The 14,207-nt window shown below is 65.9% G+C and carries 13 protein-coding genes and 3 tRNA genes; 5 read left to right on the top strand and 11 right to left on the bottom strand.

Translation table 11 applies throughout. The features are described 5' to 3' along the window. The first annotated feature begins 6 nt into the window (after nt 1–6). Entirely contained in the window at nt 7–1,266 is a 1,260-nt protein-coding gene (locus EV191_RS14735) for a pyridoxal phosphate-dependent aminotransferase (RefSeq protein WP_132877605.1), read from the top strand. Nucleotides 1,267–1,268: 2 nt separating this feature from the next. After that, on the top strand, nt 1,269–2,165 hold the full coding sequence (locus EV191_RS14730; protein WP_132877604.1) for an LLM class F420-dependent oxidoreductase: 897 nt from the start codon (nt 1,269–1,271) through the stop codon (nt 2,163–2,165). A gap of 86 nt (nt 2,166–2,251) precedes the next feature. Here EV191_RS14730 and EV191_RS14725 read toward each other — a convergent pair whose 3' ends face one another. The 11 genes from EV191_RS14725 to EV191_RS14675 form a co-directional block, all read right to left on the bottom strand. Continuing rightward, a complete protein-coding gene (locus EV191_RS14725; RefSeq protein WP_132877603.1) occupies nt 2,252–3,109 on the bottom strand; it encodes an NAD(P)-dependent oxidoreductase in 858 nt (285 codons plus the stop codon). A gap of 8 nt (nt 3,110–3,117) precedes the next feature. Beyond that, nucleotides 3,118–4,596, bottom strand: coding sequence for an MFS transporter (locus EV191_RS14720; RefSeq protein WP_132877602.1), 1,479 nt, complete (start codon nt 4,594–4,596; stop codon nt 3,118–3,120). 96 nt (nt 4,597–4,692) lie between these two features. Continuing rightward, entirely contained in the window at nt 4,693–5,100 is a 408-nt protein-coding gene (locus EV191_RS14715) for a MaoC family dehydratase (protein WP_132877601.1), read from the bottom strand. Then, a complete protein-coding gene (locus EV191_RS14710) occupies nt 5,097–5,546 on the bottom strand; it encodes an FAS1-like dehydratase domain-containing protein (protein WP_132877600.1) in 450 nt (149 codons plus the stop codon). The genes EV191_RS14715 and EV191_RS14710 overlap by 4 nt, the downstream gene beginning before the upstream one ends. A 137-nt stretch (nt 5,547–5,683) precedes the next feature. After that, complete coding sequence (gene rpmG / locus EV191_RS14705) at nt 5,684–5,848, bottom strand: 50S ribosomal protein L33 (protein ID WP_132877599.1); 165 nt, start codon at nt 5,846–5,848, stop codon at nt 5,684–5,686. 103 nt (nt 5,849–5,951) lie between these two features. Continuing rightward, nucleotides 5,952–6,024 (bottom strand) — tRNA-Met (locus EV191_RS14700). Nucleotides 6,025–6,169: 145 nt separating this feature from the next. Next, a tRNA-Thr gene (locus EV191_RS14695) sits at nt 6,170–6,242 on the bottom strand. A gap of 77 nt (nt 6,243–6,319) precedes the next feature. Continuing rightward, nucleotides 6,320–9,052, bottom strand: a complete 2,733-nt coding sequence (locus tag EV191_RS14690) for a putative bifunctional diguanylate cyclase/phosphodiesterase (RefSeq protein WP_132877598.1) — start codon at nt 9,050–9,052, stop codon at nt 6,320–6,322. Between the two features lie 383 nt (nt 9,053–9,435). Next, nucleotides 9,436–10,032 carry a hypothetical protein gene (locus EV191_RS14685; protein ID WP_132877597.1) on the bottom strand — a complete coding sequence of 199 codons (597 nt, stop codon included), beginning with the start codon at nt 10,030–10,032 and terminating at the stop codon, nt 9,436–9,438. A 188-nt stretch (nt 10,033–10,220) separates the two neighbouring features. After that, nucleotides 10,221–11,090 (bottom strand): 2-oxo acid dehydrogenase subunit E2, encoded by an 870-nt coding sequence (locus EV191_RS14680; protein ID WP_132877596.1) that lies wholly within the window; start codon nt 11,088–11,090, stop codon nt 10,221–10,223. Between the two features lie 166 nt (nt 11,091–11,256). Further along, nucleotides 11,257–11,338, bottom strand: a tRNA-Tyr gene (locus EV191_RS14675). A gap of 156 nt (nt 11,339–11,494) precedes the next feature. On the opposite strand from EV191_RS14675, the gene EV191_RS14670 reads away from it, so the two are divergent. From EV191_RS14670 to rfbA, 3 genes are all read left to right on the top strand, one after another. Next, nucleotides 11,495–11,986, top strand: coding sequence for a YajQ family cyclic di-GMP-binding protein (locus tag EV191_RS14670; RefSeq protein WP_132877595.1), 492 nt, complete (start codon nt 11,495–11,497; stop codon nt 11,984–11,986). A gap of 87 nt (nt 11,987–12,073) precedes the next feature. Beyond that, a complete protein-coding gene (locus tag EV191_RS14665; protein ID WP_132877594.1) occupies nt 12,074–13,264 on the top strand; it encodes a sialidase family protein in 1,191 nt (396 codons plus the stop codon). Nucleotides 13,265–13,315: 51 nt separating this feature from the next. Beyond that, nucleotides 13,316–14,197 carry a glucose-1-phosphate thymidylyltransferase RfbA gene (gene rfbA / locus EV191_RS14660; RefSeq protein WP_132877593.1) on the top strand — a complete coding sequence of 294 codons (882 nt, stop codon included), beginning with the start codon at nt 13,316–13,318 and terminating at the stop codon, nt 14,195–14,197. Nucleotides 14,198–14,207 lie beyond the last annotated feature (10 nt).

Raw genomic sequence — 14,207 nt, 5'->3', positions numbered from 1 at the left:
GGCACCATGGCCACTCCGCAAGCCCACACCGGACAACCCACAGGACCAGACTCCGCCGACCTGAACCGCCCCCGCGTGTCCAAGCGCATCGGCGGCATCAGCCCATCGGCCACCCTCACGGTGGACGCGAAAGCGGCCGAACTGAAGTCCAAGGGTCGACCGGTGATCGGCTTCGGCGCCGGACAGCCCGACTTCCCGACGCCCGATTACATCGTCGCCGCCGCCGAGGCCGCGTGCGCGCAGCGGGCCAACCACGGCTACACCGCGGCTGGCGGGCTTCCCGAGCTGAAGGAAGCCCTCGCCGCGAAGACCGCGCGGGACTCGAACTACGAGGTGGCGCCGAGCCAGGTGTTGGTGACCAACGGTGGCAAGCAGGCCGTCTACTCCGCGTTCGCCACGCTGCTCGATCCCGGCGATGAGGTGCTGCTGCCCGCCCCGTTCTGGACCACCTACCCGGAATCGATCGCGCTGGCCGGCGGTGTCGGAGTCCAGGTGACCGCGGACGAGACCACTGACTACCGGGTCAGCGTCGAGCAGCTCGAGGCGGCGCGGACGCCGCGCACCAAGGTGCTGCTGTTCAACTCCCCGGCCAACCCGACGGGCACGGTGTACTCCCGCGCCGAGATCGAGGCCATCGGCCAGTGGGCCGTTCGGCACGGCATCTGGGTGATCACCGATGAGATCTACGAGCATCTCACCTACGACGGCGCGGAATCGGTTTCCCTGCCGGTCGCGGTGCCCGAGCTCGCGAACCAGTGCCTGGTACTCAATGGTGTCGCGAAGACGTACGCGATGACCGGCTGGCGAGTCGGCTGGATCATCGGGCCGAACGACGTGATCAAGGCGGCGACGAACTACCAGTCGCATATGTGCGGCAATGTGTCCAATGTGGCCCAGCGCGCCGCGCTGGCCGCGGTCGCCGGCCCATTGGACGCGGTGACCGAGATGCGCGCGGCCTTCGACGAGCGGCGCCGCAAGATCGTCGAGCTGTTGAACGCGATCCCCGGGGTGCACTGCCCAACCCCGCAGGGCGCGTTCTACGCGTATCCGTCGGTGAAGGAGCTGCTCAGCAAGCAGCTGCGTGGCCAGCGTCCGCGGTCCAGCGCCGAGCTCGCGGGGCTGGTGCTCGAGCACGCCGAGGTCGCCGTGGTGCCCGGTGAGGCCTTCGGCACCGACGGCTATTTCCGGCTCTCCTACGCCCTTGGCTACGACGACCTCGTGACGGGAGTGGAGCGGATCGGCGCGCTGCTGCGCGAGGCCGAGTAACGATGCGGATCGGGCTGGGGCTGCCGCACTACGGTCCACTCGCGGATGCTTCCGGGATCGCCAGGTTCGCGGCAGCGGCAGAGGAACTCGGTTATACCTCGCTGTGGACTGGCGATCGGGTGCTGGCTCCGGTGCGGCCGAGCGATATCTACCCGGGCGGCGGCACCCCGGAGCGTCCCTACCCGCCGGAGTACACCCGGTTTCTCGACCCACTCGTCGCGCTGACCGTGGCGGCGACCACGACCAGCACCATCCGGCTCGGTACCAGCACGCTCACCGGAACCCTGCATACCCCGGTCCTGCTCGGCCGTTCGCTAACTTCGCTCGATCAGGTGAGCGGCGGCCGGTTGGACGTGGGGTTGGGCATTGGCTGGCTGCGGGACGAGTACGCCGCGGCTGGCGTGCCGTGGGCTGATCGGGGCAAACGGCTGGACGAGCTGATCGACGCGTTGCTCGCGTTGTGGACCCGTCAGCCGGTGGAGCACCACGGGCACTTCTGGGACATTCCGGAATCCACCGTGGATCTGCGGCCGGTGCAGCAGCCGCGACCGCCGATCCTGCTCGGTGGGTTCTCCGCGGCGGCGCTGGAGCGGATCGGTCGACGCGCGGACGGCTGGCTGATGGCGGGGTTTTCCCCGCATCTGCTCGCCGAGCAGTGGGCAACCATTCGCGCGGCCGCCGAGCGCGCCGGTCGCGATCCGAGCGCGGTGCGCCGAGTGCTACGACTGAACCCGCAACAGCCGACGGACGTGGCCGAGGTGACCGAGCAACTCGGCGTGGCCAAGGAGCTCGCCGTGGACGAGGCTTTCGTCGACCTGCACTTCGTGGCCACGGACATCGACGACGCACTAGCGTACGCAACCGCCCTACGTGCACAAATCCCGCGTTTAGCAGGCTGACCGTTGATTATTTAGCGCGCGCAAGTATTGCGTTCCGCGGGCTAAACGTTGAACGCCCAGCGCACCTGTGCACTGAGTTCAGCGGGCTAAACGTTGGGTGGAGCACACAGTTTGGCGATCGCGATCACGTCCTCATCGCCGTAGCCGTGCGCGGCAGCGGCGATCAACTGCGCGAGCGCCGCGCTGCCCACCGGCACGGGTACGCCCCACCGGCTCGCCGCGTCCACCGCCAGCCGGACGTCCTTCGCCGCCAGGTCCACGCCGAAGCGAGCAGCCCAGTCACCGTCGAGCAGCCAGGGCAGCCGCACCTGCTGCTGAAACGAGGCCGCACCGGTATCCGCCAGCGCCTCGGCGAACACCCCGGGATCGATGCCGGCACGCGCCGCCAGCGCATGCCCCTCGGCGAGCACCGCCACGTTGGTCATCCCGATCAGATTGGACACCAGCTTGAACGTGGTCGCCGCCGCCACGGTGCCGAACTGGTAGACCCGCTCGCCCATCCGCGCCAGCACCGGCGTGAGACGCTCGATCGCCTCGGCCGGCCCACCCACGAACAGCGGGATCGCACCCTGCTCGGCATGCTGTGGCGTCTTACCAAGCGGACAGGCAACGAAATCGACCCCGGCCGCCGCGCACTCCTCGGTCGCGCCGCGCGCGGTGTTCGGGTCGATCGTGGAGATGTCCACCAACGGGGTCCCTACGCCAACCGCGCCGACGAGCTCGGTGACCGTACGCAACACCAGTTCCGGCGTCGGCAAACTGGTAAGCACCACATCCGCTCCGGCAACGGCGGCAAGCGCGCTGTCCGCCGGCCGTACCCCCGCCTCGGCACAGCGGCGCACGGCGGCGGGATCCGGATCGTAGGCGGTCACCGGGAACGCGCCGGCCAACCGCCTGGCCACCGCGCCGCCCATATTGCCGACCCCGATACATGCGATGTGCATAGCGCTCCTTAGCCGTCTTCCCTCGCAGGACCAGCAGGACCAGCAGAATCAGCCGGATCAGCGAAATCCTCTGCGTCCACATCGGTGCCAATCGGCTCCCAGCGGATCAACAGCAACGTCAGCAAGCCGAGCGCGGGCGCGATCATGACCACCCAGAACACCCCGGTGCCAAGCGCGTCGGACAGCACCGGGAACAGCAGCAGTGAGGTGGTTGAACCGATCCGCAGGGCCATCTGCCCGAAGCCGGACCCGGTGCCGCGCAGCGATGTCGGGTAGCTCAGCGTCGCCATCGTCATCCCCTGCGCACCAGGGCCATAAGCGTGAAAGAACACGAAAACGCCGAGTAGCGCGCCGGCCGCGATGATCCCACCGGTGCCGGTTGGTTCACCGATCAACGCGAGCGGCGGTAGCGCGACAAGGCACACCACGAACCCGGAGACCGACAGCCCCCAGGAGCCGAGGCGGGCGGCCAGCGCGACGCCGGCGAAACCGCCGGTGACACCGAAAACGAAGTTGAAGATCAGCGGACCGATGATGGTGGTCAGGGTGTCCTGGCCGAGAAATGAGCCGATGATGAACGGCAGCGCGAACCCGACCGCGTAGTACTGCGCGGCCTGCGTCGCGCTGAGCACGCCGGCAAGAATGGTGCGCTTGCGATAGCGGCGGGTGAACAGTTGCTTGATTCCTCGCCACCACGCGGGCGGCTCCGTTGCCTGTTCCCGCACCGCATCCTCGGCGAGTACCGCATCCACCCCGTACGAGTTCCGTAGGATCTGCACGGCTCGTTCGAGTTTGCCCTGTTTCGCGGCCCAGGAGGCCGATTCCTCCATATACCGGTGCCGCACGAGCATCACGACCAGTGCCGGAACCGCACCGAAACCGACCGCCCAGCGCCAGAGATCACCGTGCGCGGATTCCGGTAGGAGGAAATACATCGGCAGCAGCACGGCAAAACTGGTTCCGGTAGCGATGTACCACATCGGTTGCCAGAGCGTGACTCTGCCGCCTTTGCCGCGCAATGCGGAGTATTCCGCGATAAACGCAAGCGCCACCGGGAAATCCAGCCCGATACCGACACCCATGATGAATCTGGCGAGCGTGAGCGTTTCCGCATTCGGCGCGAACGCGCACGCGAGGGCGGCGATGACGAAAAAGACCATATCGGCCATGAACATCTTGTAGCGGCCGATCTTGTCCACCAGATAGCCGCCGAACAGCGCGCCAAGCAAGGCGCCAACCATGATCGAAGCACCGACCACGCCATGTTCGACCGCGTCCAGGTCAAACTGTTCGGCGATATCGCTGAGCCCGAAGGCCAGCGAGGTGAAGTCGTAGGCATCGATGAAGATCCCACCGAGCGCGATCAGGATGATGGCACGCTCGTTACCGCCGCGCACCCGCCCGGAATTGATCGCGTCCACGACATCGCGCGCGGTACGGATAACGACGGCGGGCTCGGCTGGACTGGACGACGGGGTCTGCGACACTGCATCCTCCGCACGGGGCTCGTGGTAAGACCTCTTGCCCTAGCGAAGAGCTACTGTAAGCGGGCTCACTCGCCCCGTCAATCCAGCCAGGCGGGTTCAGCTCGCCAGGCGGACCACCGCGACTGCCTTGCCGAGCACCGTTTTGCCCGCGAAACGCGCGGTGATATCGATGCGCGCGGTGCCGTCGTCGCGGACCTCGCCGACCTTCCCGGACAGTTCGAGCTCGACCCCCTGATCGTCGTCCGGAACCGGCACGGGGCGGGTGAACCGCACGCTGTACTCGCGCAGCGCGCTCGGGTCGGCAAGCCAGTTGGTGACGAGCTTGCCGGCATAGGCCATGGTGAGCATGCCGTGCGCGATCACGTCCGGTAGCCCAACTTCGAGCGCGGTGCGCTCGTTCCAGTGGATCGGGTTGAAATCGAGCGAAGCGCCCGCGTAGCGAACCAGGTCAGCCCGGGTAATCCGCTGCGTCAGCGCGGGTAGTTCATCACCAACGGCGGTCATGACGACTCCCCTCGGACGACAAGTTGGGCACGAGTAGTGGTGATCAGCTCGTCCGCGGAATCGCGGATCTCCGCACGCAACGTCAGAAAATCATTGCCGGCCCTGGCCATGATGTCTTCGACATACGTGGTGACGGTCAGGTCAGCGCCCGCGTAGGTGGGCCGGTGATGGACGAACCGCTGGTCGCCATGCACCATGCGGCCATAGTCAAGGCCAAGCTCAGGGTCGCCAATGATCGTGTTGATCGCACCCAGGTTGATGATGGTCAGGAAGGTCGGCGGCGCGAGCAAATCGGGATGCCCGGCAGCACGCGCGGCGGCAAGATCGTGATAGACCGGGTTGTCGTCACCGATGGCGGTGGCGAACTCGCGGATCTTGGCGCGGCTCACCCCGTAGGTTTCGGTTGGCGGATAGCTACGGCCGATAAAGGACTGATCGAGGGGCACGGATGCAGAGTACAAGCCGTGCCGAAACACCGACTGAAACTACCGCCCAGGGGTTACCCAGTTCAGCGCACGACAAAGAGGCCGTCCGCGCGCGATGCGCGAAACGGCCTCGATGCTGAACCGCTGTGTGCGGTATCTCAGCGGGTTTCTTTGTGCGCCCGGTGCGTACCGCAGTTCGGGCAGAACTTCTTCATCTCCAAGCGATCCGGGTCATTACGCCGGTTCTTCTTGGTGATGTAGTTGCGGTGCTTGCATTCCTCGCACGCCAGCGTGATCTTCGGTCGTACATCGGTGGCAGCCACAACAAAGCCTTTCTCTACACATAACGCCCCTGCTGGGGTGTGGAGGCTGAGCCTCCACGCTTCTGGGAAGCATGGACCTGTCCGACGTATCCTGCTTCTCGCGTAGCGGTGGCGGGACTCGAACCCGCGACACAACGATTATGAGCCGTTTGCTCTACCGCCTGAGCTACACCGCCAAGCGTCTCACCGCAGCGAGACCTCGGATCCACAGTATAGTCACCGACCTACGCAGGCCGAACACTCACCGCGTCTCCGCCCACCTACCAAACACAAAGCAACCCCCAGCCGAAGCTGGGGGTCCGAGGCAATGCCCCGGGGCGGAGCCCCAATACGGAATCGAACCGTAGACCTTCTCCTTACCATGGAGACGCTCTGCCGACTGAGCTATTGGGGCGTGCTCGCTTGAGCCGTGCAGAACTTTACACAATGCTCCAGAAGCCATTTCGCCGGGGGTACCCTCGGCGACCGGACTCAGGAGACCAGCGTCAGCACGGTTTCGTCGCGCAACCCGCGCGCCTTGGTGGTGCGCGCCTGCAGCCAGGCTTCCAGGCGATCCTCGGAGAGCGGCCGGGAAATCAGGTAACCCTGCGCCACATCGCAGCCCATCGCGGAGAGCTGGTCCCGCGCCACGTCCTCCTCGACACCTTCGGCGACGACCCGCAGGCCGAGTGAATGGCCGAGTTCGACGATCGAGCGCACCACCGCGAGATCGCCGAGATCGGTCCCCATGCCGAGCACGAAGCTCTTGTCGATCTTCACCTCGTCCACCGGCAGCTGCCGTAGGTAGGCCAACGAGGAATAGCCAGTGCCGAAGTCGTCCACGGCCAACTCGACGCCAAGAGCGTGCAGTCGCCGCAGGATCGGCATGGCACGCTGCGGATCGGCCATCACCCCGGACTCGGTGAGCTCGAAGGTCAGCAGCTCCACCGGAACGTCCACCCGGCGCAACGCCTCGATGACCCGGTCGGGGAAACCTTCGTCCACCAGGCTGCGTACGGAGATGTTCACCGAGGCCGAGATACGCAGGCCACCGTCCAGCCATTTGCGTACGCGGCGCAGGGCCTGGTCCAGCACGAAATCCGTGAGTACGTCGATCAGCCCGGCCGCTTCCACTGCGGGGACGAACTCGTCGGGATCCAGTGCGCCAAACTCGGGGTGCTGCCAGCGAACCAGCGCTTCCACGCCGAGCACGTTGCGCTGCGGCAGCGAAACCTTCGGCTGGTAATGCACGGCAACCTGACCGGTTTCCAGCGCATGCCGGAACTGGGTAACCAGTTGGAACCGGCGTAGGAAGATCTGCCCCATGCTCGGTACGTAGCCGCGGACCGGATCGGTCCCGCCCCGTGCCGCGCGCACCGCGACGTCGGCTCGCTGCAGCAGTGCGTCCACATCGATCGAGGCGCCGTCTTCGCCGGTGGCGGAGACATAGCCGACCACCGCGTTAGCCTCCACGGTGAGCCGGTCAACCGCATACGGCCGGGACAGTTCCTGGCGCAATCGCTCACCGATCCGCTGCGCCTGCTCGGAGCTGGTATCGGTGAGCAGCGCCGCGAACGAATTACCCTCCAGCCGGGCAAGCAGCACCTCGGGACCAAGGACTTCACGCACCCTGCGGCCGGCGACAACCACCAACCGGTCACCCCAGGCGTACCCGAGCGCCTCACTCACCGTGGACAGCACCTCGAGGTCGATCCGCAGCACGACGGATTCCGGCCGGACACGCACCGGCTCGGCGCTGGCCTGCCGGAAACCGGGGCGGTTGAGCAATCCGGTCAGCGGATCGTGATAGGCGTCGTGTCGCAGCGTGGCGAGCAGCCTGCGGTTGTCGAGCGCCATCGCCAGGTGGCTGGCCATGGTCCCGATCAGCTGCACGTCCGCCTTGCCGAAACCACGCCAATGGGACAGCCGGTCATGCACCTCGAGCACACCGAGCAGTTGACTGGCGCTGCGTAGCGGCACCACCAGCGCTTCCCGCGCGTCCCTTGCCCGCAGCGCGCGCTGGACCTCCGGACCTGGGCCACCCGCCCTGAAGTGCCGAACCTGCGAGCCGGGTAGCCAGGTCAGCGGATCGTTCTTACCGCCTTCGTCCGCGTCGCCGAACACACCGCCCGGCAGCTCATCGCCGACCAGCAGGGTGCGCATCGGCTCTTGCGGGTCAACCCGCATCCGCAGGACGACGCGACGCGCGGCGAGCTGATCCTTGATCCGTTCGACCGTGCCGCGCCACTGTTCGGCGTCACCGTCGAACCCTTCGTTGGCCCGGGAGCCCGCGGCGTGCTGCCCGAATCGGGCGACGAGCAAGCTGACATCGCTGAGCGCTTCCAGGTCGCGCTGCTCCCGAAGCAGTCCGGCATACGCGGTGTACATCGCGCCGAGCCCGCCGAGCGCGACGAGTACGACCGGCCAACCCCACGGCACGTACACGACGGCCTGGTAGCAGATCAGCCCGACCGCGGCGTTGACCAGCCCGACCACCAGGATGCGTGCCATCAGCCGCATTCCGGTGTCCAGCCGCATCTGTCGCTTGAATACCCATACGGCCGCCCAGGCGAGCGCGGTGCTCACCACCGGAGCCAGGATCGCCCCGACGAGCACCGCGACATAGGCAAGTCCGTGCGCGCCGAGTAGCAGGCCCAGCCCAGCCGCCGCGGCGTAGGCGGTGACCACCTCGAGGGTCAGTACGCCCGCGTTGCACAGCACCCGCCCGGAAACCTTGCGGAGCAGCAGCACCCCGATACCGGCGACGAGATGCGCGAGCAAGGTCACTTCGAACGGGGCTACGAACAGCCCGATGACCAGCGGGATCTCCGTGAACGAGATGGTCCAGGACAACCCGCTGCGCACATCGACGTTAATGGCCAGTTGTTCCGCGAGCAGGAAGCCGAGCGCGAGCAACAGGCCAACCCACCACAGGTGTGGGCTCGGTTCAAAGGGCAGCCACCAGGAGACCGCCAACGCGGTCAGGATGGCCGTGAGTACGACCGCCGCGGTGAACTTCTGGAAACGCCGTTCCCGCGCCTCGTGTTCGGCGGCGGATACCGTAGGTTCCGCGTCCGGCGGTGCCGGTTCGACTATCGGAGCCGCCCATTCCGCAGGATTCCATTCCACCGGGTCCGCATCGGCGCCGTGGCCGAGGAGGCTGGCGGAATGCGCACAGCTCGCCGAATCACGCGCACGGGCCTGCCGTACTGAGCGATCCGGCATGCAACCTCCCGACTAGGCTGCCTCAGCGCACTGGCCGTGCGCTGATCCGTAGATTTCCTGCCGTTGCGTACCCGTCTGCGATCACACCCTGACGAGGAAGTAACTGTACCCCGTTCGGGCGAGATCGGTAGCGTGTAGTTAAACCTGCTTCGCCAGTAACTCCACGTGCGGACTACTCAAGCAGTAGACAAGCAATTCTCCTGCACGAATTGTTACAGCGCGTCCAGATAGTCGCACGCACTGCTCGTCAACTGCAACTTGCAACTTTCCCTGGCAACGGGCCGCTCTATGCGGCGCCCAGCTCGGCGCGGCCGAACCGAGCGACCCACCAGGCCACCTGTGGTAATTGCCACACCACGGATGGGTGAGAACGTGGTGCCACCTCAGCCGTAGATCTCCAGCTCGAAGGCGCGCTCGGCAACGATGCGGAACTGCTCGAAGTGACGTTCCGGGGCGATCAAGGCGACCTGGATGTACTGATCGCCGCGTTGCCAACCGCGCACCACCTGGTGTTCGAGCTGGGCACCCTGCCGGTAGGTGAACTCGTACTCCGCCGTGTCCTGGTAACCGTTCTTCGGTGCGTCGTCGAACCGCTTGAGCACGTAGTCGTCCAGCGCCGCCGAGTTGGTCTCGTGCCGCTCGAGCAGTGTTCGCGCCGCGCTTCCGGACTGGTTCGCGGTGGTGAGCTGCACCCGCACGGTTTTGCTCGCGTCCCACAGGACCAGGGTTGGCTCGGGCGTCGCGGGTTCGGACCGCCAGTCGGTCGGCAACAAGGTGCGCGAGATCTCGTTCGGCAGCGTCCGCCAGTCATAGCCGGCGGGCAACGTCGGCTCGTCCGCGCACTGGGCGGCACCTGCGCCGCTGGCTGGTACCGCGACCGCGGTCAGCCCGATCGCTTGCCCCCCGAGGGCCAACGCGACGCCGAGCAGTAGGGCGCCAACTCGTTGGGTGGTTCTCCGGCTCAGCCGTGAAATGCGCATGACTGATACACCTCCGAATACTTGGCTATTAGTGGAAACGCATTTACCCGTGGCCCTGGTTTGCCGGCTTCACCAGATCCGGGCATACCGGTCACGGACAAGCGCCGGACCGACACCCACAGTTAGTCAAGCACCGACAGGCAACCCGATAGGTTGGGAGTTTCCTGCGGTTTAGATTGCTGCAAGTTTTAGCCGAGTACTTCGGCCGATTCGATGATTCGCCGTAGATCCGCCACGAAACGGGCTGCCGGCGCTCCGTCGAGCACGTTGTGATCGAAGGTTACGGTCAGGTTCAGCATCTCCCTCGGCACCACTTCGCCGTCGATGATCGCGGGGCGCACGCTGGCGCCACCGACGACGACTTTCAGCGAGGAGGGGCCGGGGGGCGCCATCGCGTAGCCACCGCCACCGCCGAACATGCCGACCGAGGTGACCGAAACCGTGCCGGACATCCGGCGCAGCCGGCTGGAGCGGCGGGCCACGACGGCCGCTGCCGAGGCGAGCCCGGGGACCCGGATCGCCGCGCGGGTGGCCTTGTTCAGCTTGCGCCCGTTCGCGCTGCGTTTCGGGTTCGCCTTGACCGCGTCGAGTTCGCCGCTTACCTCGTCCGCATTGCGGATATCCGCGTCCCGCACCACGTGGGCGAGGCCGAATTTGCCGCCATCGCTGGGAATCTCGATGAGCGTGGCGATATCGACGAAGTGGTGCATGCGCAGGTCACCACGCCAGTTCCGGTAGGCGTGCACCTCGGGGTGCAGCGCTGCGGCCCGGCCGACGGAGGCAACGACGAAGGCCGTCAACGACATCTGGCCGGTGTCCAGCTGCCGGCGGGCTTCAGTGAGGTCGACCTCGAAGAGGCCATGCATCGGTACGGCTGTCCTGCCGGCACGCACCGCGGCCAGCACCAGCCTGCGGATGGTCGGGAACCGCCGAACCTCCACGGCCCTGGGACGACGCGGATCCGGCCCGGTGTTCGCCAGGCGTCGCACGTTGTCCACCGCGAGATCAAGATGCGTCGAGTCGGGCGAGGCTGAACCGTTCGTGGTGGGGCGTCCCATGTCTCATTTGTACAGGTTCCACCGGTAGGCCGGCACGGCGTGCACTGTCGACACGCCGTCGCAGGGCGGGAAAATCCCCCAGTCGGCGCGCCTTGCCCGTACCCGGTGGGCACAAAAATGCCCCCGCGTCCTGCGCAGGCAGTCCACGGGGGCATTTTGGCTGGTGTGCCGGGTAGAGGATTCGAACCTCTGAAGGCTGTGCCGGCTGATTTACAGTCAGCTCCCTTTGGCCGCTCGGGCAACCCGGCTGGTTGTGGCCAACGCGTCGGCCAGGGACAAACTCTACCGAACCGGTCCGGAGCACGAACAACGGGGCGGCGACAACCTCGCACGCTGCTCGTGGCCGGTACCGGCGTAGAGTCGGCGGGCACCCACCAATCGCCTAATGTCATCGGGGAGGCACCGTGGCAGATCCATCTTTCGACGTGGTCAGCAAGGTCGACCGCCAGGAGGTGGACAACGCGCTCAACCAGGCTGGCAAGGAACTCGGCAACCGGTTCGACTTCCGCGGCACCAACGCGCAGATCAGCTGGGCCGGCGAGGAGGCCGTTGTCATCCAGGCCGACACGGAGGAGCGCTGTAAGGCCGCGATCGAGGTGTTCAAGGAGAAGCTGATCAAGCGCGGCGTTTCACTGAAGGCCTTCGACGCGGGCGAACCAGCCGCCTCCGGCAAGGTGTACAAGGCGACCGGCAAGATCCTCGAAGGCATCGCGACGGACAAGGCGAAGCAGATCTCCAAGGCGATCCGCGATGAGGGCCCGAAGGGCGTGCAGGCGCAGATCCAGGGCGACCAGCTCCGGGTAACCGGCAAGAAGAAGGATCACCTGCAGGATGTCATCGCGATGCTGAAGAACAAGGACTTCGATATCGCGCTGCAGTTCACCAACTATCGCTAACCTTAATTCTGTTGGTTTTTCACCACGTCCGCTCCGGATGTGGCATCGTGATCGCGGCGAGTATCCGCACGATTCCGGAGAAGTACGATGCCCCGTTCGGTCGCCCGTCTCGGCTTGTTGCTGAGTAGTCTGCTTGTCATCATGCTCGCGCACCCAGTCGCGGCTACCGGTACACCCGAAGCAGCGGATGAGACGGTGCGCGCCGGCGCCTCCGGTGAGCTGCTGCACGAGGGCCAGGGCCGCTACCCTCGGCTGGTTCGCCTGGAACACCAGCCCATCGGTAATGGGCGGATTCTCGCCACGGTGAACAGCAGGGACGGCGAGGGCGACTACAGCCCGATCTATGAAAGCCGTGACGAGGGCGAGAGCTTCCGGAAGGTCGGCGAGGTACGCGATCCGGAGGGCCCGAACGGCCAGTGCTGCGCCACGCTCTACGAACTGCCCCAACAGGTGGGCGAGCTGCGGGCGGGAACCCTGCTGTGGGCCGCCAGCATGGGTCAGCGAGCGGGCGACAATCGGCGAATCGGCATCAAGGTGTGGCAGAGCACCAACCGCGGCCGCACCTGGTCCTTCCTGTCCGAAGTGGACCGGTCGGGTAACCACGACGGCAAGTGGGAGCCGGAGTTCAACGTCGATGCCAACGGCGTGCTGTGGGTGCACTACGCCGATGAGACGGATGCGCCGCAGTACAGCCAGATCCTGGTCCGCAAGGCTTCCACGGACGGGGTGAGCTGGGGCGAGCGCCGCGACACCATGCGGGTGGCACCGGATCCGCTCCGGCCAGGTATGCCGATCGTGCGCAAACTCCCGGACGGCCGCTACTACATGTCCTATGAGATCTGCAACCTGCCGGACCATGCCTGTGGTTCGTACTTCAAGATCTCCGCCGACGGCGCGAACTGGGGCAGCCCCCAGGAACACGGCACCAGGGTGCAGACGCCGAACGGCCGGTACTTCCAGCACGCGCAGACCATCTCGCTCGCGCCCGGCGGCCGCAACGGCACGCGTATCCTGCATATCGGCCAGATCTACACGGAGAGCGACGGCAAACCCGCGCCGGGTAACGGTCAGATGATTCTGGCCAATGACAACTTCGGCAGCGGCGAATGGTACGAGGTCCAAGCACCGGTACATGTGCCGAAACCGCGCAACGACACCTGCCCGAATTTCAGCTCAACCCTGCTGCCGGTCGACAATGGGGAAAACATCCTGCAGATTTCAGCAGACTTCGACTCGGATGGGGTATGCAAGGCATACTTCGACAAGGGTCCCGCCTGACCGGCATACCGCACGGCGCGGTCGACGGGCTATCGGCCTGGGAGGGGCTTCGTGAAGGGAATCGTGCTGGCTGGCGGCAGCGGCACGCGGCTGCATCCGATCACCCAAGCGGTATCGAAACAGCTGCTGCCGGTCTACGACAAGCCAATGATCTACTACCCGATCTCGGTGCTGATGCTCGCCGGGATCAGGGACATCCTGATCATCTCCACTCCTACCGACCTGCCCAACTTCCGCCGCCTACTGGGCGATGGCACGCAGTTGGGGCTGCGACTTGCCTATGCGGAGCAACCCCAACCGAACGGCCTTGCCGAAGCATTCCTGATCGGCGCGGATTTCGTCGCCGATGACGACGTCGCACTGGTCCTTGGCGACAACATCTTTTACGGGCAGGGCTTTTCCACCATGCTGCAGGAGCAGGTTTCCACTTTGGATGGATGCACCCTGTTCGGGTATGCGGTGAAGGATCCGCGCCGGTACGGCGTCGGCGAAGTGGATACCGATGGGCGGCTCGTCTCGATCGAGGAGAAGCCCGCGAATCCCAAGTCCAACAAGGCAATTACCGGGCTGTACCTGTACGACAGTTCGGTTGTGGACATCGCGCGTGGCCTGCGCCCCTCGGTACGCGGCGAACTGGAGATCACCGACGTCAACCAGCACTATCTGACACAACGGCGGGCAAGCCTGGTGAACCTCAGTCGTGGCTTCGCCTGGCTGGACACCGGTACGCATGATTCGCTACTCGAGGCCGCGCAGTTCGTCCAGGTACTCGAGCATCGCACCGGGGTGCGTATCGCCTGTCTCGAGGAAATCGCGCTACGGATGGGATTCATCGACGCGGACTCCTGTTTCGCCCTTGGCTACAAGTTGGCGAAGTCCGGCTACGGCGACTACGTGATGTCGGTAGCCCGCGCGGCTGGCGCCAACGGCTGAGTCTGGTGCT

This window comes from Tamaricihabitans halophyticus (genome assembly GCF_004340875.1).
Lineage (GTDB): Bacteria > Actinomycetota > Actinomycetes > Mycobacteriales > Pseudonocardiaceae > Tamaricihabitans > Tamaricihabitans halophyticus.
This window is presented reverse-complemented; position numbering and strand designations above follow the sequence as displayed.

Excerpts from the sequence above, each read along its gene's own strand:
- EV191_RS14735 (WP_132877605.1), top strand. The coding sequence starts at position 7 with ATGGCCACTCCGCAAGCCCACACCGGACAACCCACAGGACCAGACTCC.
- EV191_RS14730 (WP_132877604.1), top strand. The coding sequence starts at position 1,269 with ATGCGGATCGGGCTGGGGCTGCCGCACTACGGTCCACTCGCGGATGCT.
- EV191_RS14725 (WP_132877603.1), bottom strand. The coding sequence starts at position 3,109 with ATGCACATCGCATGTATCGGGGTCGGCAATATGGGCGGCGCGGTGGCC.
- EV191_RS14715 (WP_132877601.1), bottom strand. The coding sequence starts at position 5,100 with ATGACCGCCGTTGGTGATGAACTACCCGCGCTGACGCAGCGGATTACC.
- EV191_RS14690 (WP_132877598.1), bottom strand. The coding sequence starts at position 9,052 with ATGCCGGATCGCTCAGTACGGCAGGCCCGTGCGCGTGATTCGGCGAGC.
- EV191_RS14685 (WP_132877597.1), bottom strand. The coding sequence starts at position 10,032 with ATGCGCATTTCACGGCTGAGCCGGAGAACCACCCAACGAGTTGGCGCC.
- EV191_RS14680 (WP_132877596.1), bottom strand. The coding sequence starts at position 11,090 with ATGGGACGCCCCACCACGAACGGTTCAGCCTCGCCCGACTCGACGCAT.
- EV191_RS14665 (WP_132877594.1), top strand. The coding sequence starts at position 12,074 with ATGCCCCGTTCGGTCGCCCGTCTCGGCTTGTTGCTGAGTAGTCTGCTT.